The sequence below is a fragment of the Prochlorococcus sp. MIT 0603 genome (genome assembly GCF_000760215.1).
Taxonomy (GTDB): Bacteria; Cyanobacteriota; Cyanobacteriia; order PCC-6307; family Cyanobiaceae; genus Prochlorococcus_E.
Map to the genome: position 1 here is coordinate 466,082 of NZ_JNAW01000002.1, position 20,261 is coordinate 486,342.

Annotated in this window: 21 protein-coding genes and 1 tRNA gene; 5 read left to right on the forward strand and 17 right to left on the reverse strand. The window is 35.5% G+C overall.

What is annotated here, in order from left to right; genetic code table 11:
- Window positions 1-14: 14 nt before the first annotated feature.
- Both EV07_RS04305 and pyk read right to left on the reverse strand, forming a co-directional pair.
- Window positions 15-1,244: an ABC transporter permease gene (locus EV07_RS04305; RefSeq protein ID WP_036917624.1), complete on the reverse strand. Its 1,230-nt coding sequence runs from the start codon at window positions 1,242-1,244 to the stop codon at window positions 15-17.
- An 8-nt stretch (window positions 1,245-1,252) separates the two neighbouring features.
- Window positions 1,253-3,016, reverse strand: a complete 1,764-nt coding sequence (gene pyk, locus EV07_RS04310; protein ID WP_036917625.1) for a pyruvate kinase — start codon at window positions 3,014-3,016, stop codon at window positions 1,253-1,255.
- Between the two features lie 78 nt (window positions 3,017-3,094).
- Here pyk and EV07_RS04315 point away from each other — a divergent pair, with 78 nt between their 5' ends.
- A complete protein-coding gene (locus EV07_RS04315) occupies window positions 3,095-3,424 on the forward strand; it encodes a nucleoside triphosphate pyrophosphohydrolase family protein (protein ID WP_036917629.1) in 330 nt (109 codons plus the stop codon).
- 20 nt (window positions 3,425-3,444) lie between these two features.
- Here the strand turns inward: EV07_RS04315 and EV07_RS04320 are convergent, their stop codons facing one another.
- From EV07_RS04320 to ilvA, 3 genes are all read right to left on the reverse strand, one after another.
- Complete coding sequence (locus EV07_RS04320) at window positions 3,445-3,750, reverse strand: YggT family protein (protein ID WP_036917632.1); 306 nt, start codon at window positions 3,748-3,750, stop codon at window positions 3,445-3,447.
- 20 nt (window positions 3,751-3,770) lie between these two features.
- The gene (gene scpB, locus EV07_RS04325) at window positions 3,771-4,253 is read right to left on the reverse strand and encodes an SMC-Scp complex subunit ScpB (RefSeq protein ID WP_152557541.1); all 483 of its coding nucleotides are present in this window, start codon (window positions 4,251-4,253) and stop codon (window positions 3,771-3,773) included.
- A gap of 80 nt (window positions 4,254-4,333) precedes the next feature.
- A complete protein-coding gene (ilvA, locus tag EV07_RS04330; RefSeq protein ID WP_036917636.1) occupies window positions 4,334-5,884 on the reverse strand; it encodes a threonine ammonia-lyase, biosynthetic in 1,551 nt (516 codons plus the stop codon).
- 118 nt (window positions 5,885-6,002) lie between these two features.
- Between ilvA and dxs the strand changes: the two genes are divergently transcribed.
- Complete coding sequence (gene dxs / locus EV07_RS04335; RefSeq protein ID WP_036917638.1) at window positions 6,003-7,934, forward strand: 1-deoxy-D-xylulose-5-phosphate synthase; 1,932 nt, start codon at window positions 6,003-6,005, stop codon at window positions 7,932-7,934.
- 165 nt (window positions 7,935-8,099) lie between these two features.
- Here the strand turns inward: dxs and psaK are convergent, their stop codons facing one another.
- From psaK to EV07_RS04380, 9 genes are all read right to left on the reverse strand, one after another.
- Window positions 8,100-8,360, reverse strand: coding sequence for a photosystem I reaction center subunit PsaK (gene psaK / locus EV07_RS04340; RefSeq protein WP_036918249.1), 261 nt, complete (start codon window positions 8,358-8,360; stop codon window positions 8,100-8,102).
- 76 nt (window positions 8,361-8,436) lie between these two features.
- Window positions 8,437-8,751 (reverse strand): DUF3593 domain-containing protein, encoded by a 315-nt coding sequence (locus EV07_RS04345; protein ID WP_152557542.1) that lies wholly within the window; start codon window positions 8,749-8,751, stop codon window positions 8,437-8,439.
- Between the two features lie 2 nt (window positions 8,752-8,753).
- Window positions 8,754-9,062 carry a DUF2499 domain-containing protein gene (locus tag EV07_RS04350; RefSeq protein WP_036917642.1) on the reverse strand — a complete coding sequence of 103 codons (309 nt, stop codon included), beginning with the start codon at window positions 9,060-9,062 and terminating at the stop codon, window positions 8,754-8,756.
- Window positions 9,063-9,065: 3 nt separating this feature from the next.
- On the reverse strand, window positions 9,066-9,605 hold the full coding sequence (locus tag EV07_RS04355) for a peroxiredoxin (protein ID WP_241433995.1): 540 nt from the start codon (window positions 9,603-9,605) through the stop codon (window positions 9,066-9,068).
- A 52-nt stretch (window positions 9,606-9,657) separates the two neighbouring features.
- Window positions 9,658-9,894 carry a 50S ribosomal protein L28 gene (rpmB, locus tag EV07_RS04360; protein ID WP_036917648.1) on the reverse strand — a complete coding sequence of 79 codons (237 nt, stop codon included), beginning with the start codon at window positions 9,892-9,894 and terminating at the stop codon, window positions 9,658-9,660.
- A gap of 56 nt (window positions 9,895-9,950) precedes the next feature.
- On the reverse strand, window positions 9,951-11,861 hold the full coding sequence (gene htpG, locus EV07_RS04365) for a molecular chaperone HtpG (protein WP_036917650.1): 1,911 nt from the start codon (window positions 11,859-11,861) through the stop codon (window positions 9,951-9,953).
- An 80-nt stretch (window positions 11,862-11,941) separates the two neighbouring features.
- Window positions 11,942-12,169 carry an indolepyruvate ferredoxin oxidoreductase subunit alpha gene (locus EV07_RS04370; protein WP_036918250.1) on the reverse strand — a complete coding sequence of 76 codons (228 nt, stop codon included), beginning with the start codon at window positions 12,167-12,169 and terminating at the stop codon, window positions 11,942-11,944.
- 4 nt (window positions 12,170-12,173) lie between these two features.
- A complete protein-coding gene (locus tag EV07_RS04375; RefSeq protein ID WP_036917652.1) occupies window positions 12,174-13,349 on the reverse strand; it encodes an ATP phosphoribosyltransferase regulatory subunit in 1,176 nt (391 codons plus the stop codon).
- Between the two features lie 44 nt (window positions 13,350-13,393).
- Window positions 13,394-14,257, reverse strand: a complete 864-nt coding sequence (locus EV07_RS04380) for an inositol monophosphatase family protein (RefSeq protein ID WP_036917654.1) — start codon at window positions 14,255-14,257, stop codon at window positions 13,394-13,396.
- Between the two features lie 93 nt (window positions 14,258-14,350).
- Here EV07_RS04380 and EV07_RS04385 point away from each other — a divergent pair.
- Window positions 14,351-14,437, forward strand: a tRNA-Ser gene (locus EV07_RS04385).
- A gap of 59 nt (window positions 14,438-14,496) precedes the next feature.
- Here the strand turns inward: EV07_RS04385 and pstB are convergent.
- From pstB to pstC, 3 genes are read right to left on the reverse strand one after another with little or no spacing between them, the layout of a single operon-like run.
- Window positions 14,497-15,288 carry a phosphate ABC transporter ATP-binding protein PstB gene (pstB, locus tag EV07_RS04390; RefSeq protein ID WP_036917656.1) on the reverse strand — a complete coding sequence of 264 codons (792 nt, stop codon included), beginning with the start codon at window positions 15,286-15,288 and terminating at the stop codon, window positions 14,497-14,499.
- A 4-nt stretch (window positions 15,289-15,292) separates the two neighbouring features.
- Window positions 15,293-16,216 (reverse strand): phosphate ABC transporter permease PstA, encoded by a 924-nt coding sequence (gene pstA, locus EV07_RS04395; RefSeq protein WP_052043875.1) that lies wholly within the window; start codon window positions 16,214-16,216, stop codon window positions 15,293-15,295.
- Between the two features lie 6 nt (window positions 16,217-16,222).
- Window positions 16,223-17,173, reverse strand: a complete 951-nt coding sequence (gene pstC, locus EV07_RS04400; protein ID WP_036917659.1) for a phosphate ABC transporter permease subunit PstC — start codon at window positions 17,171-17,173, stop codon at window positions 16,223-16,225.
- A gap of 149 nt (window positions 17,174-17,322) precedes the next feature.
- On the opposite strand from pstC, the gene dnaK reads away from it, so the two are divergent.
- Both dnaK and EV07_RS04410 read left to right on the forward strand, forming a co-directional pair.
- Window positions 17,323-19,317, forward strand: a complete 1,995-nt coding sequence (gene dnaK / locus EV07_RS04405; protein ID WP_036917661.1) for a molecular chaperone DnaK — start codon at window positions 17,323-17,325, stop codon at window positions 19,315-19,317.
- Window positions 19,301-20,239, forward strand: a complete 939-nt coding sequence (locus EV07_RS04410) for a DnaJ domain-containing protein (RefSeq protein ID WP_036917663.1) — start codon at window positions 19,301-19,303, stop codon at window positions 20,237-20,239. Before dnaK ends, EV07_RS04410 begins: the two co-directional genes overlap by 17 nt.
- Window positions 20,240-20,261 lie beyond the last annotated feature (22 nt).

The following is a 20,261-nucleotide window of genomic DNA, read 5'->3' on the forward strand; positions in this document are numbered from 1 at the left end:
TTCTATGTCGTAAGTTACAAGCTACGTAAAGCAACAATAGGATCAAGTTTTGCAGCTCTTTTGGCTGGGAGAACTCCAAAGATTAGACCAATTGAACCTGAAAGACTTACGGTAAATAGTATTACTTTTGCTTCAATATTAGCTGGTAAAGATGTTGTTAATGAAATAACATTGACTGAACCTAAGCCTATAAATGTTCCTAATACCCCCCCCAGTATTGCTAATATAAGAGATTCTACAAGAAACTGTAAAAGTATATCCATATCTCTAGCACCAATTGCTTTTCTTAAACCAATTTCTTCTGTTCTTTCACTTACAGAAACAAGCATTATATTCATAATCCCAATACCACCTACCAGCAATGAAATTCCTCCTATAGCCGCCAACATTAATGTTAAGCCTCCTGTTATTGTAGATACTATTGTTAGGGCATCTTTTTGAGACCTTACAGCAAAGTCATCGTCTTTTAATATGCTATGTCTTTGCCTAAGAAGATTACTTATTTGAAATTTTGCTGCATTAATGTCCTTTGAACTTTTAGCCTGAATACTTATAAAGCTTAAACTAATCCCATATGTTGGATCTTTGCCTGTTATCTTGTTGACCATAGTCGTTAAAGGTATATATATATTTTTATCCTGATTGCTCCCAAAGACAGCTCCTTTAGGTTCCATTATTCCTATAACATCAAATGATTGATCCTTAATTCTTATTTTTTGACCTAAGGGACTTTTGGTATTAAATAAATCGTTCTTTAACTCTGAACCTATAATTGCTACATTCCTTACACTGCCTTGGTCTTTTTCTGTTATAAACCTTCCATTTGCAATATCAAAACTTCTTACTTTGAGGAAATCTGATGTGACTCCAAGCACAGTAGAACTAAAACTTTTTGATTGATATTGTACTATTTCACTTGATGATATTTGAGGTGCAACCCTTTTAATAGAAGGTACTTGTTCTTTTATAGCAATAGCATCATTTAGGGTTAAATTTCTTGGAAATGCAACACCTCTTCTTCTTGTATTGTTATTACCTGGAACTACAAATAAAACATTAGCACCAAGGTTGCTTAACTGATTAGAAGCAAGCTTTTGAGCACCTTTACCTACACCTAATAATGTTATCACTGAAGCATTACCTATTACTATTCCTAGCATCGTTAAAGAACTTCTTAGCTTATTAGATTTTAATGTCTTAACAGACATTAAAAATATTTCTTTTAAAGATACTTTCCCGGACATTGATACTTCTAATTTATTGAATTGTTTGGTATGCCTTTATATATTATCCCTTGATCTAGATCCAATGTTATGATTTCGCCGTTATGAAATTTATTGCAAGCATCATTTACGCTACTTATTATTGCTATTGACTTGTCGTTCTCATCAGAAAACTTTATTGATTCTTGACCTTCAAAAATAATACCTGAGATATTTACTTGTGAAGTTGGGTTATATTTAACATCCTTAGAAATTACAAGTATCTCTTGAGATTTGATCTCGGATAAATCCTTAAGTTTTCTTATTAATCTTAATTTGCCACTTACCCTACCTGATCCTGATGAATGACCGTTTGCTACTACATCAGTAACAATTCCAACTTTGATCAAATCTGTTGAGCCACTTATGCCTGTTAATGTTCCAGCGGTTTCTACTACTAAATCGCCAGGATTCAATATGCCTAGCTCTGTTGCTAGCTTCATTGCATTACTAAAAGTTTGAGTTGTACTTTTTTGTATTTCCTCAATTAGTAAAGCCGAGACTCCCCATACTAATTGGAGTCGTCTGGCAACACTAACTTCACTTGTAATCGCAATAATAGGCGTCGCTGGACGAAATTTACTTACATTGTGAGCCGTTGCTCCACTTTTGGTTAGTGGAAGGATTGCTGCAGCATTAAGCTGCCTTGCAATAGTACTTACTGCTGCGCTTATAGCATTTGGGATAGTACTTGGCAGATGACTTTCAAGGGCTCTTTGGGGATAATCTCTCTCGATTCTTCTGGCAATTGTTGCCATTGTTCTGACAGCTTCTATTGGATAATCACCAACAGCCGTTTCATTCGAGAGCATTACTGCATCTGTTCCATCAAGTATTGCATTGGCAACATCACTTACTTCTGCTCTTGTTGGCCTTGGACATGAGGCCATTGAATCAAGCATTTGCGTTGCTGTAATTATTGGTATGCCAAGGCTGTTAGATTTTTTTATTAGTTCCTTTTGCAGAAGAGGCACCTCTTCTGCATCCATCTCTACGCCAAGATCTCCTCTTGCGACCATCACACCATCACAAAGCCTAAGTATTGAATCAATTTGATCAATTGCTTCGAACTTTTCTATTTTTGCTACTACTGGTGTTGTGAATCCATGATTCCTTATTAACTCTTTTATTTCTTGAATGTCAGATGGATTTCTAACAAAGCTTAGAGCAACCCAATCGACGCCATTTGCAAGACCAAATGATAGGTCTACCTTATCTTTTTCTGTTAATGCATTAATAGATAGTTGAACATCAGGAAAATTTACCCCTTTATTGTTCGAGAGAATGCCGCCTACAACAACAGAACATATTAGTGATTTTTCTTCAGAATCAACTTTATCAACGACCATTTCAACTCTTCCATCATCTAGTAGAATCCTTTTTCTCTCTCCCACTTCACTTATAAGATTCTTATAAGTGACAGTTGCTATTTCTTGATTGCAATCGATATCTTCTGAAGTTAATACAAACTTAGCGCCCTTCTTTAAAGTGATTGGCCCTCCTTTAAACCTCCCTAGCCTGATCTTTGGTCCCTGTAAATCTTGCAAGATGCCAATATTGACATTTAAATCATTTGCGACAGATCTTATTGTTCGTATTCGTTGAGCATGCTCTTCATGATCACCATGAGAAAAATTTAATCTAAAGGTTGTAGCTCCTGCTTTAATAAGCTGAGAGATCATTTCTGAACTTTCTGTTGCAGGACCAATAGTGGCAACAATTTTTGTCCTTCTTTTTAAGTCTATTGTTGTCATTAGAATTACCTTCCTCTTTCAGGGAAATGCTTTTTTGGGTTCACTTTGATTACCTCTGAGTCTTTCTTCTTTCTTATCATGGACCTTAATGAGTACCAAGACAAATCCAGGGAAACAGCTCGTTATCCTAATCCTGGAAATAATCCTGTTTATCCAACATTAGGATTGGCAGGAGAGGCTGGCGAAGTGGCAGATAAAGTAAAAAAAGTTTTGAGAGATAAAGACGGAAAATTTGGAATAGAGGAAATAGAAGCAATAAAACTAGAATTAGGAGATGTCCTTTGGTATGTAGCACAGTTGTCAACTGAATTAGGCTTTGATCTTAACAATGTCGCTCAAACCAATCTAACAAAATTAAAAAGCAGGTTAATAAGAGATAAAATTTCAGGTAGTGGTGATATTAGATAAAGACTAATGTTGATATATGATTAACCTATATTACTTATTAAGCTGCTATTTAGAAAAGCAAATCTTAAATTAGTTAAGAGTGATTCAGTAACGTTTAGAACAATAAACGCTAGTATTGGTGATATATCAAGCCCTCCTATTGCTGGTATTATGCCTCTAAATAAATTCAAGTATGGATCTGTAATAGCGCTTATATTGCTTAGTACTGGGTTGCTCCAGTCTAGATTAGGGAACCATGTAAGTAGTACTCTTAAAATTAGAATGTATGAGTATATTAATATGGTTTGACTGAGTACAGCGAAGATATTCGAGATAACAGTTTGCATTTTTAATTTAAAAGCTTATTTTAAGCTGCTTTTTTGTTTTCTGGTACTTTTATATCAGGAATTACTGTAAATGTCTGATGGAACTTTTCAGAAAGGGTTAACCAGAAGGACCTTCCTTCACGTTGTCTTTTTCGTTCTACAAAATTCATAGCAACAAGTTCTTTTATGTGCTCATATGCTCCAGATCCTCTTAGCTCAACAAGGTCAGATTGTAAGATTCTCTTTTTCAGAGCAATTGTTGCAAGGGTTCTAAGGGAAGCGCCTGAAATATCTACTGGAAGAAGATTTTGTACAAGTTCCCCAAGACCTTGTCTTAATTGAAGACCATATTTATTATCCTTTTCCTTTATCTCTAATGCAGTATCTCTTTGAGAGTACTCAGCCATTAGTGCAAACAAAGCCTGTTCGATAGATTCTTTTGGCTCATTTAATATTTCTGAAATCTCTGTAATAGTTAGAGGCTTCCCTTTAAGATAAAGAGTAGCCTCAATTGTTGCAGGCAATGAGATATCTAGTGTTGAGGCAATATCTTTGGTAGAGGCAAGGTTGGTGATAGCTAGCTTAGTAACTCTTGTCCTACAACTTAACCTGAATTTTCAATGTTTGCACCTAGAAAAAGTTTGTAGGCAGGATTTGTCGTTTCTTGCCAGTTTTTGTAACCAATGTCTTTTAGAAACTTCTCCCAATTGTGAAAATCATTTTTCTGAACTAATACACCTACAATTATCCTGCCAATATCAGCACCATGATTCCTATAGTGAAAGATGCTAATACTCCAATTAGGCCTCATAGCTTCAAGGAATCTCATTAAGGCTCCAGGCCGTTCTGGAAATTCAAATCTATAAAGAAGCTCTTTGTAAGAGTTGGTCGAGATATTATTTGTTTCTGGCAGTCTTCCTCCTACCATATATCTTAAATGCATTTTTGAGAATTCATCATCAGTTAAATCTATACATTTAAATCCCGAATTTCTGATTTTATCTATAAATAATAAACGATCATTTTTATTCTCAACCTCAACTCCTATGAAAATATCGGCCGAATCTTTATTAGACATGCGATAACTAAATTCAGTAAGATTTCTATTGCCTATTACCTTGCAAAGAAACTTTAAACTCCCGGCTTTTTCTGGGATTTCTACTGCAATCATCGCTTCTTTTTCTTCTCCAATAACTGATCTTTCTGCAACAAATCTGAGCCTTTCGAAATTCATATTTGCACCACATGTTACGGCGATTAAATTTTCATTATGGATATTATTTTTGCAGATATCTAGCTTTAATCCTGCAATCGCTAATGCTCCAGCAGGTTCAAGAATCGATCTTGTATCTTCATAAAAGTCTTTCATTGCAGCACATATTTCATCTGTCTTAACCGTGATCATTCGGTCGACATATTTACTAGCTAAATCAAAGGTTATTTCTCCAACTTGTTTTACTGCAACACCATCAGCAAAAAGACCTATTTCATTTAGTTGAATTCTTTTCTTGGCTTTTAATGATTGTGTCATTGCACAAGCATCCTCAGGCTCAACACCAATTATTTTGACCTGTGGCCAAAGATTTTTTATATAAGTTGCTATTCCTCCTATTAGACCTCCACCACCTACTGCAATATAAATAGCAAATGGAGGACTCTCTATTTGTCTAACGATCTCAACCCCAATTGTTCCTTGCCCAGCAATTACTTCTGCATCATCAAAAGGATGAATAAATACAAGTTTTTGTTCTTTGCTTAGTCTTATTGCTTCTTGATAGGCCTCATCATATGTATCACCATGAAGGATCACTTCAGCATTAAAGGATCGAACGGAGGCGATTTTTACCGGTGGAGTTGTTATTGGCATCACTATCACAGCTCTGCAATTTAAATAGGATGCACTTAGAGCTACTCCTTGGGCATGATTTCCAGCACTGGATGCAATTACGCCTGTATCACGTTCTTTTTTTGTAAGACGAGACATTCTGTTGTATGCACCTCGTAACTTAAAGGAAAAGACTGGTTGCAAATCTTCTCTCTTAAACCAAATACTGTTTTCAAACCTTTTACTTAGCTTTTTCGCTTTGTCTAGGGGGGTTTCTATGGCTACGTCATAAACGTTAGCTGTAAGGATTTTTTGTAGAATGTCCTCCATAGTTATCGATTCTTGCAGTTTTTGTGACAAAAGTTTTGTAATTCCATTTTCGATTAGGTAATAATTTCTTCGAAATGGAGAGAAACACCGTAGATTGTTATAAATAACTCTTACGGTTATGCGTCTGAGCGAAGTTAGCCATCCTAACCAATTACATGGTTTGACAACAGCTCAACTTGAAGACATTGCTTGCCAAATTAGGGAAAGGCATCTTCAGGTTGTTTCAACAAGTGGTGGACATTTAGGCCCAGGGCTTGGTGTTGTTGAATTAACTCTTGCTCTCTATCAGACATTAGATCTTGATGTCGACAAGGTTTGTTGGGATGTAGGTCATCAGGCATATCCTCATAAATTAATTACAGGACGTTATTCAGATTTTGATTCATTAAGGCAACAAAATGGCGTGGCCGGTTATTTAAAACAGACAGAGAGTTCCTTTGACCATTTTGGAGCAGGGCATGCAAGCACTTCAATTTCAGCAGCTCTTGGAATGGCATTAGCAAGAGATCGACAAGGTAAGGACTTTAAATGTGTTGCAGTTATTGGAGATGGTGCTCTTACTGGAGGAATGGCTTTAGAGGCAATTAATCATGCTGGACATTTGCCCAATACGCCCTTTTTAGTAGTGCTTAATGATAATGACATGTCTATTTCTCCCCCAGTAGGGGCTCTATCTACGCATTTAAATCGTATGAGACATAGTGCTCCTATTCAGTTTATTTCAGATAGCGTTAAAGAAGGAGTACAAAACATCCCATTCTTAGGTAAGGAGATACCCCAAGAGATTAAGTCATTAACTGGAAGTGTAAAAAGGCTTGCTGTACCAAAAGTTGGGGCTGTTTTTGAAGAATTAGGTTTTACCTATATGGGCCCTATTGATGGTCATGATATTTCTCAAATGACCAGAACATTTCAAGCAGCTCATAGAATTGGTGGACCAGTTCTAGTACATGTCGCCACTACTAAAGGGAAAGGCTATCCATATGCAGAAGCAGATCAAGTTGGTTATCACGCACAATCTGCATTTGATTTAACTACAGGTAAATCCATCCCATCGAAGACCCCCAAGCCGCCTAGTTATAGCAAGGTGTTTGGTCAGACATTAGTCAAAATCTGTGAGCAAAACAGTAATGTTATGGGTATCACTGCAGCTATGGCTACAGGCACAGGTTTGGATCTCCTTCAAAAAGCTATACCTGAACAATATGTTGATGTTGGCATTGCTGAGCAGCATGCAGTTACACTTGCGGCAGGTATGGCTTGTGAAGGATTAAAGCCAGTATGTGCTATTTATAGTACTTTTCTACAACGAGCATTCGATCAATTAATCCATGATGTAGGGATACAAAATTTACCTGTGACCTTTGTCCTTGATAGGGCTGGGATAGTAGGGGCTGATGGCCCTACGCATCAAGGTCAATATGACATAAGTTATTTCAGGTCTATACCTAATTTCACCGTTATGGCCCCAAAGGATGAAGCAGAACTGCAGAGAATGCTAGTAACTTGTCTAGACCACGATGGCCCAACTGCTTTACGGATCCCTAGAGGTCCTGGAGAGGGTGTGACTCTTATGGAGGAAGGATGGGATCCTTTGAAAATAGGTAGAGGTGAAATCCTTGAAGAAGGCGATGATTTATTAATACTTGCTTATGGAGCAATGGTTGCTCCTGCAGTCAAAACGTCATTGATTTTAAAAAATGCTGGTGTTTCATCGACTGTTATAAATGCCAGGTTTTTAAGACCTTTAGATCAAGCCTTAATTCACCCATTAGCTAGAAGAATAGGAAAGGTTGTAACAATGGAAGAAGGTACTTTGCTTGGTGGTTTTGGTTCCGCCATTGTTGAATCATTTGCAGACCAAGATTTACATGTATCTACATTGAGGATTGGCATCCCGGATAAGCTTGTTCATCATGCGAGCCCTCAACAAAGTAAGGAAGACTTAGGATTAACTCCAGATCAGATGAGTAAAACTATTAGAAAACGTTTTGGTTGGGATAATTCAGATTCGCTATTTATTAGTAATTCAAGCTCTAAATCAATATAAATAAATCCTATTAATATAACTAATTACTCATAATTAGTTATATTAATAGAAATAGATATCTTAGTATAAGTACTTTATATACTAACTAAATCTACTAAGTTATTTGCTCAATAACTACGGCTAAAATATTTTTTTATTTTATTGAATAATCCTAATACTCTTTGATTAAAGAACACCTCTTGCTGCTAAACCTAAAATTGAACCAATTCCAAGAATGTGACCTAAGCAATTAGCTGCAACAACAGATGCATGACTCATTCCGCCAAAGAATTTAGAGTTGGGTATTTCAAACCCTTCGTTTGGCTTTGCAATGTTAGCTCTAGCTATGGCATAAGCAAGAACATTGCACAAAATCATTACTACAGCACACTTGGGTGACCAATGAAATGTAACTGGAGCAGCAGAAGCCAATAGCGTTGTAATCATTAACACATTAGATGCGACTTTATTATTCTCCTTGATAAAGCACATTTGACCACAATAATTGCTCACCTCGTAAAAGTTATTCACTTGTTTTCTTAAGCAATCCAAGGAAACCGAAAACTACTAAGGCGTCACTAACTGCTAAAAATGCTTCTGCTGACCCATGTAAAGGATCTATATCAGTTAGCTCTAGGCCATATTTCACTTGTGCAAATATTGAAAAAGCTATTGTCACGCCAACAAAAATTAGAGTAAATCTAAATCCCAATAAAGCAATTTTTGGAATAGAGCTAGCTTTTTGGGCCCAATATAGAAAAATCAGGTAAGGGAAGAGCGATATAACAAATAATGGTCCTGGGTCTAGTGTCCCTAGGAGTAAGAAAAAATCCTTCATTGTCATTCTATAGCTTCCCTTTCTATTGAAACGATTTTCCAGGCGGCTATTGCTAAGCAACAATTACCTATAAAAGTAAGAAGAGCTTGTATGTATACCAGTCCATATAAAGTTGTTGAATTATCATATACATGCCATGTTATTGCTGCCATGGCACTTGCCAGATTAGGAAGCATTGCAAAAGCTAACCAAATAAGATTCCTATAAATCTTTTCTCGTGCGGAAATTTGAGCAATTAAAATTATAGCCAATATCCATTCTATAAGAGTAAGGATATGTATAAACCATGTAGGGGTTGAAAGAGAATGCACTGATTAAATTTCTCTTTGCTTTAGTAGTTCATTCAATACTTCTTTTGGATGTTTGCTTGCATTTACATTTTGCCAACTATATTTGATTATTCCATTTGGATCTATTAAAAAAGTATTTCTTTTAGAATAAGAATCTTGCCATGAGGAATATTTCTTACTTACTATGCCATCTGTGTCTGATAGTAGCGTTAGATGAAGATTCTGATCATCACAGAAGCTTATGTGACTTTCCATTGAATTGTTACTGATCCCTACTATCAAGGCATTCTGGTTGTCAAATTTATTACTTAATTCCTCAAATTTTTTGGCTTCTATAGTACAACCTGGAGTTGAATCTTGTGGGTAGAAGTATAATACTATCCATTTGCCTTTAAAATCTGTTAATGACCAATTGAATTTACCCTTATCTATATTATTGTAGCCTTGTAAATTAAAAACTGGTGCTACCTTATTTATATTTAGAATATCTTGGGTAGAAGCCAACATAGCTTGAGGGGTAAGTACTAGTATTATGGCTATTATTGTTACTATAAATCTTTGCAATATATATATCATTCTTAAATAAGCTTTAAATTAATAAATAGATATTTACTAATTATAGCTTATTTAAATCTATTCCTTGCGACTTAGCATAAGAATCTAAGCCTTTCTTTTGGATAGATTTTAAAGTGCGAGTGGATATACGAAGATTTAACCATTTTTTGCCCTCTTCCCACCAGAGGCGTCGTTTCTGAAGATTTGCCTGTTGTAATTTTTTGGTACGTATGTGGGAGTGGCTAACGGCCATGCCATTATTAGCTTTTGTTCCAGATAGTTCGCAGACTCTAGACATTGCTGGGTTTTATAAATCTAAAGTGGATTATCTTAATAATATCAAACTGTGTTTCTCTAAACTATTTTTGAGATTAATTTCCCCATAAGATCAGCACTCCTTTTTTGAAAGCCTGACATCTTGCTTGGATCTAACCCACCTATGCTTAAACAGGCCATCTCATAAAGATGAATCGAGATTTCTTTTATAAGGTTTTGATTTTGAGAGTTTCCATCAGTCCCAATAATGATTGAACTTGCTTTAAGCTTTTCTAAGCCTTTGATCATGGGATGGCATTTGTTAATTAAAAGAACATGACTGTCAGGCAGCCCAGGTAGCTTTTGTTCCATTAGTGCGCCCATATCAGTTATCCGTCTAAGTTGCTCTGGTAAAAGAATCATTGCTGGAACATCACTATTGGTTTTTAATTCTTTAATCTGAACTGTAACTTTTGTATTTTCTAAAGATTTTTCTATCATTTCTTTTAGAGCTTCTGTTTTGTTTTCTCCTTCCAAATTAGTTATCTCAGGATTTTTGTCTTTTTCTTGGTCTTCTATTTCTGAATCAACTCTCTGAAATAACACTTTTTCTTTTTTAGACTCTATCCAGGGTATAAATTGAGAATCTATAACAGTGTCAGCTAATAACACTTCAAAACCTTGCGATTTCCATAAAGCTAGAGGATTGGCTTGTGCTATTTCATCCGTGCAATATAGTATTTTGATGTCTTCAGAATTTTCTTCTTTACTTACTCTTTCTATGTAATCTTTTATAGAAGTATAGTATTTATTATCATTTGATATTATAGAATCATCCTCAGAAAAACTATTTTCTCTAGTTGTTCTGTAGATAATTAAGTCGTCTACTTGCTCGCCAAATTTCTCATCCTCCATCGCTCCAATCTTAATAAATGGTGCAATTGAATCCCATGCATTTGCATAAAATTTTGCTTCATCTTCCTTAAGATTTTTTAGCTTTGAGGCGATTTTCTTTGAAATAAAATTACCTATAGATCTTACTTTCCTGTTTGACTGTAAAGCACTTCTGCTTACGTTTAGAGGTATGTCAGTTGAATCTAATACTCCTCTTAGGGGTAATAGATACCTTGGAACAACTTCTTTAATTGAATCACTAACAAATACTTGATTGCTATACAATTTAATTTCACCAGTTTCCCAATCGGCTCTGCCACTTATTTTTGGAAAATATAATATACCTTGCAGATTATAAGGATAATCTGTATTTAAATGAACCCAAAAAAGAGGGTCACCTTGAAAGGGATATAAATAATTATAGAAATCAATATAATCTTTATCTTCCATTTCATTTGAATTTTTTCGCCATGGGGCAACTCTCTTATTTATAGACTCGCCAGATAGGTATATATCTATAGGCATAAAATCACAGTATTTTCTGACTAAATTTTTTATTCTTTCTGGTTCTATATATTCCATTTCTTCTTCCATTAAATATAAAATTATATCTGTTCCAATATCTTCCCTTTCTGTTTTCTCTAGGCTAAACTTAGGAGAGCCATCACATTTCCACTTTACGGAAGTAGAATCTTTAACTGCCGATTTAGTAATAATCTCAACATTCTCAGCTACCATAAAACTCGAGTAAAAACCTAAACCAAAATGACCTATTATGCCTTCTTCAGATTGTTCGTATTTTTTTAGGAATTCTTCTGCACTTGAAAATGCGACTTGATTAATATACTTCTTGACTTCATCAGAAGTCATACCAATTCCATTATCAGAAAATCTAATAGATTTCTGCTCTTTATCAATAGTTATATCTATTCTTCCTTCATCTGATGACTCACAGTCTCCAGCTAGAGAAGCCATTCTTCTTTTACTTATTGCATCTACTGCATTGCTGATAAGTTCTCTTAGAAATATTTCATGATCTGAATAAACTGCTTTTTTTATAATAGGGAATATATTTTCAGTATGTATCTGAATCTGTCCTTCTTCGATTACTGCCATGGTCTTAAAATTTAGATTGGTATTGCTTATTTCATTTTAATTAGCATATTAAACTTAGCTGGGGTATTCACCGAACAATTTTATTTATACGTTTTTTGCTCGTTAGCTCTTTCTTCAGGTATTACCGCACCTTGTATTGGACAAACTGCTAAGCAAACCCCACAGTCAATGCATTTGGAGAATTCAATAAAATAAAAATTTGTACCTTTTTGATTCTTTCCATCCCTTTGCTTAATGCAATCCACAGGACATGCTTCAACACAAAGTGCTATACCTTCGCATAAATCACTTTTTATAGAATGCGGCATTTGATTATGATATCCATTCAACTCTATCGAAGCTTCTTTTGATCGATATTTCTTTTGCTAATGATTTAGTTTCACATGGATTTAGTTCAACCATGGCAATAACTCCTTTATCATGTAATTGAGATTGAAGTATAAGTGCATCTTGATATAGTTTATTATCATTATATGCTATAAGAACCTTTTCCTGTCTATCTTTTATACTACTTATTTCTTCTTGCATCTCACGAATATTGTCTATTGAGAATGAAAAGCCAGCACCTGTTTCTTCTTTATTAGTTTCACTAAATATGTTTATTAATTCATCATATCTGCCTCCTCTTGCTATAATTTTTGGGCAATAATTATATTTGCAAGTTAGCTCAAAAATTAATCCTGTATATAAATCAAAATGAGATAAATAAGTTGGATCTAGTTGAATTTTAACGCCATGAGTAGAAGCAATTGGTTCTATTATATTAAAAAGACGTTTAAGTTCATTAAATATATTGTTTCGTCCATATATTGATTCTAAACTATCCAAAACATTTTTAGGATTTCCTCGGATTTTAAGTACTTCTTTTAACTTTTGTTTTACATCGCTATCTGTTATATGATTTTCTATATTAATGAGATCAAAATTTGACAAGAAATTTTCAATATTTTTAGTGACTTTACCATTTAAGTCTTTAAGAATTAAATTGAATAATGATTTATGCCCTATTAAAAGTATTGGATTGTCTAAATCTCGTATCTTTAATATGTTTAAAGCCTCTAGAAGCAAATAGAGAAGTTCAACTTCTGCATTAACACCTGATATGCCTATTAGTTCTACTCCACTTTGGAGTTGTTCTTCCACTAAATATTTACCATCACAGTCTTCATTGCTTTTGAAAACTGTACCGGTCGCCCAAAGTCTTAGTGGACGTTGTTTGTTAGCAAGTCTGGTAGTAGCTGCTCTGGCTATAGAGGCTGTCATTTCTGGTCTTAAACCAAGTGGTTCATCTGCAACAATCTTGACAATCTCTTTGTCTGATATGGCCCCTCCAGCAATTAATGTTTCTAATCTTTCTACATTTGGTGGGGACACTTCTTCGTATCCCCATTGTTTGTACAAATGGGATAATTTTGATGTTAATTCTTGATTCCTTTGAACCTGTTTAGGGTTAAGGTCTTTACTCCCAAAGGCAGCTTGTATTGGCATTGCTAATTTGATTATGTAAGTGGTTGATGACTCATGTTTGTTGATTATCCTCCAAAAGACTTTGCCTCCAGAGGTTTAACTTTACTTAGTTCAAATACAAGCTCTTGTTGAATATATGGGTTGCAGGCAAGAATCCTACCTGTTTTCAGATTGAATGTACTATTTTTATAGTCACTAACAATTCCTCCTGCCAGTTCAACAATTGGTACTCCAGCGGCAATGTCCCATGGGGACAAGCCTCGTTCCCAATAGCCATCTAATCTTCCCGCAGCAATAAATGCTAGGTCCAGTGCTGCTGATCCACCTCTTCTAACACCATGGGATTTATTTGTTAACCAACAAAACTCTGCATAGTTATTATCTGGTGTAGTTTTTCTGTCGTAAGCAAAGCCAGTCACTAGTAGAGATTCGTTTAGTGTTTTGACTGATGAAACTGAAAGACTTTCATTATTACAAAAGGAACCAAGTCCTGGGCAAGCCCAGTAAGTCTCATTGAAAAATGGAATTCTAATAGACCCAAGTAAAGGCCTTCCTTTCCATGCTAGTCCTATAGAACATGCAAAGAATGGGTATCCATGTGCATAATTCGTTGTACCGTCTAATGGATCTATGTACCATATATAATCAGTATTAGGACCAGAAATCCCTGATTCTTCCGCAAATATGCCAATTTCAGGTGTTTCACTATTTAGGAATGAAATCACTTCCTTTTCAGCTTCAATATCTGCATTCGTTACTAGATCACCTTGAACACTCTTGCTATTAATCGAATCAATTTTTCGATAATATTTCATTAATATCCCCCCGCCAATTTCACTAGCCTTACGCGATACTAGGGAGAGTCGGTCTAATTCTCTTTTTGTTAAGCAAGAATCACTTGCAACTTGTTCGCAAATACGTTTATTCATTAGGTAATACCTGTTAATTAGTTTGTATTCAAATATTTAATATTATTGATCTCTTAGTTCCTGCTAGATTTATTAAGTTCATAAAGAACATCAGGAGAGGTGGCCGAGCGGTCGAAGGCGCAGCACTGGAAATGCTGTATAGGGGCAACTCTATCGAGGGTTCGAATCCCTCCCTCTCCGTATTAAAACATGAGAATAATCTTGTCATATTTTTCTAATAGATATTATTTAATTGCATATCAACCAAACTTACCTTCGATATAGTCCTTAGTTTCTTTTCGATCTGGATTGTTAAATAATTTTTTAGTGTTACTAAATTCTACTAAGTACCCAGTTTTCCCTCCACTTCCTGACTCTGCATTATAAAAGGCTGTCATGTCACTAACTCTAAGGGCTTGTTGCATATTATGAGTAACTATAATAATGGTAAATGATTTCTTTAATTCATGCATTGTTTCTTCAATTTTTAAAGTCGATATAGGGTCTAGTGCTGAGCATGGTTCATCCATAAGTATTACATCAGGTTCAATTGCTATTGTTCTTGCTATGCATAGTCTTTGTTGCTGTCCTCCTGAGAGACTATACCCACTATCTTTTAATTTATCTTTGCATTCATCCCAAACTGCTGCCTTCTTAAGTGACTTTTCAATCAATTCATCCATATCTCCTTTGTATCCATTGACTCTGGCTCCAAAAGCTATATTTTCATAGATGCTTTTTGGGAAAGGATTTGGCTGTTGAAATACCATGCCTATTCGTCTTCTCACTTCTATTGGATCAATATTAGGGTTGTATAAATCTTGCCCCTCGTACAAAACCCTACCTTTAAGAGAGCAATTCGGTATGAGGTCATTCATTCTATTAAGTGACCTAAGAATGGTTGATTTGCCACAACCAGAAGGGCCTATTAGGGCAGTAACTTTACCAGAAGGTATTTTCAAATATACATTTCTGACAGCAACTTTTTCAGCATAACTAATGCTTACATTTTCAAGCTCAATTTTTGTTTTAGTTTTATTCTCTGATGACATATCTTTACAATTTGTATGTAGTTCTTGATATCATTTTAGCGATTATATTTATAAATAGTATCATTATGAGCAAGACACATGAAGCGGCCCAAGCAAGTTGGTTTTGCGCTGCATAAGGTTCTAAGGCAAAATTATAAATAAGTACTGATAAAGATGAAATCTCAAAGAAAATATCATTAATACTAGATATATGATAATAGGAAAATAATGCTGTAAATATAAGTGGAGCAGTTTCTCCTGATGCTCTTGCTATACTAAGAAGTATTCCTGTTAGAATATTCTTTCTAGCAGCAGGTAATGTTATCTCTAATATAGTAGTTTTTTTCGATGCTCCTATACCTAAAGCACCTCTTCTAAGGTCGTCAGGGACTAATTTTAATCCTTCATCGGTAGTTTTTATAATAATAGGGAGCATAAGTATAGATAAAGCCATAGCACCTGCAAGGGCACTGAATGTACTCCCAAATAATACTTTTGTGACAACAATTATTGCATAAATGAATACACCAGCAATTATTGATGGAACACCTGCTAAAACATTAGTTCCAAATCTAATAAACCTTGAAAATACATTTAAATTGTTAGAGTATTCTGCTAAATAGATACCAGTTCCAACACCAATCGGAATAGAAAATAAACACGCAATTGAAGTAACTATTACTGTGCCAACTATTGCATTGCCTATACCTCCTGCAGAAGAGAAATCACCTCCTGGGGGTTGGGGTTCTAGAAATAGAATATCTAGACTTATTGCTGAGGATCCCTTGACCAGGACATATAATAAAACAAGAACTAATGGGACTAATGATATTAACGTAAAAATAATTGAGCAATATGTAAGAAGCTTGTTAGTAATACTTCTATAACTATATGCTCTGTATCTCAATGATTGTGTTTTAACAAATGTTTTATTGTTAATTTCTTTCATTCTTGATTAATATTTGAGGCTTAATTTTCTAACAAGCCATTGTGCAAAGATATTAATTATTAGAGTCATTAGCATTAAAATAAATGCTGCATACATTAGAGATGAGACTTGGCTGCCATCAGCTTCTCCAAATTGATTAGCTAGCAAGGCTGAAATGGTATATCCAGGAGCAAATATCGACCAACTAAAGTTATTAGAATTTCCTATTATCATTGTCACAGCCATGGTCTCTCCCATTGCTCTTCCCAATGCAAGTAACACTCCACCAGCTATTCCGGATATCGAGGCAGGTAGTATTACATTGAATAATGAACTCCATCTTGATGCACCAATACCATAAGCTGCTTCTCTTAATTTTTTAGGTACTTGTTCTAGGGAATCCCTTGATATAGAAGTAATAATTGGCAGTATCATAACAACAAGAATTATTATTGCAGGTGCTATTGAAGGACCAACTGCTTCTGAACTGAAGAATGGTATCCATCCAAATTGATTGTGTATATAATTAAATACTGGTCGAAGAAAGGGCTCCATAATAAACACAGCCCATAGACCTAATATCACCGAAGGAATTGCTGCTAATAGTTCTATCATTAGTCCAATAACTTCAGAAAATTGCTTTGGTAAAATATTCTCTGTAAGTAGTATTGCTGTTCCTACTCCTAATGGTATTGCAGCTAAGAGAGCAATAATTGAAGTAATCAGAGTACCGTATATAGCTGTAAAAGCTCCATATTTACTATTTACTGGATCCCACTCTGATGTGATAAGAAAGTTAAATCCATATCTGTCTATTGACTCTCTGGATTCAAGATAAACAACAACAAATATTGATATTAGAAGAAGGGCTAATATTATAGCCATAGACAACGAAAAGTTTTTAAAACTTGAGTCTATCCACTTTTCCAAGGAAGAACGGAATCTTAATGAGAATTGTTCTTTTTTCGCTTGGTTCACCAGCTTTTTATATCCACTATAAAATTAAGTCATGCATGCCTCTCTGGTCGAAATGTTTTTAAATGAAATTGCTTTAGGTTTTGCATTACTAAAAAAAGCCTTGGTTGATTAACCCAAGACCGTTAAATTAATTATAGATAAAAGTTTTTATGGGGAGGATTGTTGGCATTGATCTTGGAACTACTAACTCCGTTATCGGAGTTTTAGAAGCTGGGCGACCATTTGTAATTGCCAATGCAGAAGGTTCTCGAACCACACCCTCTGTGATTGGCTATACCAAAGAATCAGAATTAGTAGTAGGCCAACAAGCACGAAGGCAACTTGTTCTTAACCCAAGGAACACTTTTTCAAATCTTAAGAGGTTTATTGGAAGATCATGGGATGAACTTGAAGAGAATACTCTTAATGTTCCCTATACTGTCAGAGCAAATGAGCAAGCATCTGTAAGGGTTGTATGTCCTGTTACAGAAAGGGAATATGCGCCAGAGGAATTAATGGGAAGCATCATAAGAAAATTGATTGATGATGCTGAGAAATATCTTGAGGAAACAATAGATTCTGCTGTAATTACTGTCCCTGCTTATTTTGACGACTCTCAACGGCAAGCAACTAGAGATGCAGCTCTGTTAGCTGGAGTGAAAGTAGAACGTATATTAAATGAACCTACAGCAGCTGCTTTAGCATACGGATTTGACAAAAGCTCTTCTTCTAGGGTTTTGGTGTTTGATCTTGGTGGAGGGACATTTGATATATCCTTGCTTAGGATCTCTAACGGAGTATTCGATGTAAAGGCAACATCAGGTGATACTCAGCTTGGGGGGAACGATTTTGATCAAAAGATAGTTGATTGGTTGGCAGATGATTTTCAAAAACAAAATAATATTGATTTAAGAAGGGATCGACAATCATTACAGCGTCTTTGTGAGGCAGCGGAAAAAGCTAAACAAGAATTATCAGGACTAAATTCCACGCCTATTTCTTTACCATTTATAGCAACAGGTTCTAATGGCCCACTACATATAGAAACCACCTTGGAAAGGACTATATTTGAGAACCTTTGTAGGGATTTAATTGATCGATTGCTAAAACCTGTTCAGATTGCTCTTAATGATTCTGGTTGGACTGCAGAGGATATTAATGATGTTGTTTTGGTTGGTGGTAGCACCAGGATGCCAATGGTTCAGCAGCTTGTTAAAACAATAGTTCCTATTAACCCATCTCAATCTGTTAATCCAGATGAAGTAGTTGCTATAGGTGCAGCCGTTCAAGGTGGAATCCTTACAGGAGAACTTCGTGATCTTTTACTTAATGATGTAACACCATTGTCATTAGGCCTTGAGACGGTAGGAGGTCTTATGAAAGTCTTAATTCCTAGAAATACGCCAATACCAGTAAGGCAATCGGATGTTTTTAGCACTTCGGAATCGAATCAATCCTCTGTTGAAATAAATGTCTGGCAAGGAGAGCGTCAATTAGCTGTAGATAATAAATCTTTGGGTAAATTTCGCTTATCCGGAATTCCACCTGCACCAAGAGGTGTTCCTCAAGTTCAGGTTGCTTTCGATATAGATGCAAATGGATTGCTACAAGTTAGTGCAACCGATAGAACAACAGGAAGAAAACAAACTGTAAGTATTAATGGTGGCTCAAATTTAAATGAAGATGAAGTCAATACCTTAATCCAGGAGGCAAAAGAAAAAGCAGATATTGACCGAAGAAAACGCGCTTCTATTGATCAAAAAAACAATGCTTTAACAATGATTGCTCAAGCTGAGCGAAGATTAAGAGATGCTGCTCTTGAACTAGGTCCTTATGGAGCTGAAAGGCAGCAAAGAGCTGTAGAGATAGCTCTTAGAGATGTTCAAGATTGTCTTGACAATAGTGAATTGGCTGAATTAGATATGGCCACTTCTTCTTTACAAGAAGCTTTGTTTGGGTTGAATCGTCGCATATCATCAGAAAAACGTACTGATAGCAACCCAATTCAGGGGATTAAAAATACATTTGGTTCGCTTAAAGATGAATTATTTTCCGATGATTATTGGGATGATGATCCTTGGGATTATCCACCTAATAATAGACAAAGGAATAATGATTACCCTCGTCGAGACATAGATAATTGGGATAATGACTTCTACAACTAAGCCAGATTATTGGTCGATTTTAGGGCTTAAGCCTGGCAGTGATATTAATGAAATCAAAAGAGCATTTAGGTCAGAAGCAAGGAGATGGCATCCAGATCTAAATATTAATGATTCCAATGCAGAGGAACGTTTTAAATTAGTAAAAGATGCTTATGAAGTTCTTAGTGATCCAGACAAAAGATTACTTTGGGAAAATGAGTACACAATGGATCCCAGTCAGTTATTTTCAACTGGCTTTCCTTCTTATGAGGAATTTATAGATGTTGTTTTAGGTGTACGAATCCAATCGGATGAGATGCTCAACCATCATCAAAATGATGCAATTGATCTTGAAATACCTTTTAAGGAGGAATTTGATGACGATTCATATTTTGAAGATTATGAAAAACCTGCTACTTCTAAACCTCAGCCACCTCCAATAAGACAACTCGAAGATTTAGAAACAGCTATAGAATTAACCCCTGATCAAGCTCTATATGGAACCACTGTTGAAGTCGAGCTATCAACTGGCACGATAGTTGAATTTTCTACGCCACCTTTTGCAGGGGATGGATGGCGACTTCGTTTGCCAGGTGTTGTTTTGGGGGGTAAGGATCACTTTATTCAGATAAGAGTTGAAACTGAGGATGGTTTGCGAATAGATGGACTAAGAGTTATGTATCGACTGGAGTTATTCCCTCAAGATGCCTTGTTTGGTTGTGGTGTAGAAATACCAACGCTTGAAGGCCCTGTTGTTTTACAAGTACCACCAAAGTCATCATCTGGTCGACTCTTAAGATTGAGGAATCGTGGACTTCAATTTGAAGAATTAACGGGAGACCAAATAGTAGAAATTGTTATTGTTTTGCCAGAAGATATCACTGATTCCGAATTAGCGTTATACAAAAGGTTGCAAGAATTATCTCTTGATGAAATTAATTAAGAATGATTTATTATGTATTCAT

Coding starts and splice junctions, on each gene's coding strand:
- EV07_RS04305 (WP_036917624.1), bottom strand. CDS start 1,244: ATGTCCGGGAAAGTATCTTTAAAAGAAATATTTTTAATGTCTGTTAAG.
- pyk (WP_036917625.1), bottom strand. CDS start 3,016: ATGACAACAATAGACTTAAAAAGAAGGACAAAAATTGTTGCCACTATT.
- EV07_RS04315 (WP_036917629.1), top strand. CDS start 3,095: ATGGACCTTAATGAGTACCAAGACAAATCCAGGGAAACAGCTCGTTAT.
- EV07_RS04320 (WP_036917632.1), bottom strand. CDS start 3,750: ATGCAAACTGTTATCTCGAATATCTTCGCTGTACTCAGTCAAACCATA.
- ilvA (WP_036917636.1), bottom strand. CDS start 5,884: ATGGAGGACATTCTACAAAAAATCCTTACAGCTAACGTTTATGACGTA.
- dxs (WP_036917638.1), top strand. CDS start 6,003: ATGCGTCTGAGCGAAGTTAGCCATCCTAACCAATTACATGGTTTGACA.
- psaK (WP_036918249.1), bottom strand. CDS start 8,360: ATGATTACAACGCTATTGGCTTCTGCTGCTCCAGTTACATTTCATTGG.
- EV07_RS04345 (WP_152557542.1), bottom strand. CDS start 8,751: ATGAAGGATTTTTTCTTACTCCTAGGGACACTAGACCCAGGACCATTA.
- rpmB (WP_036917648.1), bottom strand. CDS start 9,894: ATGTCTAGAGTCTGCGAACTATCTGGAACAAAAGCTAATAATGGCATG.
- htpG (WP_036917650.1), bottom strand. CDS start 11,861: ATGGCAGTAATCGAAGAAGGACAGATTCAGATACATACTGAAAATATA.
- EV07_RS04370 (WP_036918250.1), bottom strand. CDS start 12,169: ATGCCGCATTCTATAAAAAGTGATTTATGCGAAGGTATAGCACTTTGT.
- EV07_RS04375 (WP_036917652.1), bottom strand. CDS start 13,349: ATGCCAATACAAGCTGCCTTTGGGAGTAAAGACCTTAACCCTAAACAG.
- EV07_RS04380 (WP_036917654.1), bottom strand. CDS start 14,257: ATGAATAAACGTATTTGCGAACAAGTTGCAAGTGATTCTTGCTTAACA.
- pstB (WP_036917656.1), bottom strand. CDS start 15,288: ATGTCATCAGAGAATAAAACTAAAACAAAAATTGAGCTTGAAAATGTA.
- pstA (WP_052043875.1), bottom strand. CDS start 16,216: ATGAAAGAAATTAACAATAAAACATTTGTTAAAACACAATCATTGAGA.
- dnaK (WP_036917661.1), top strand. CDS start 17,323: ATGGGGAGGATTGTTGGCATTGATCTTGGAACTACTAACTCCGTTATC.
- EV07_RS04410 (WP_036917663.1), top strand. CDS start 19,301: ATGACTTCTACAACTAAGCCAGATTATTGGTCGATTTTAGGGCTTAAG.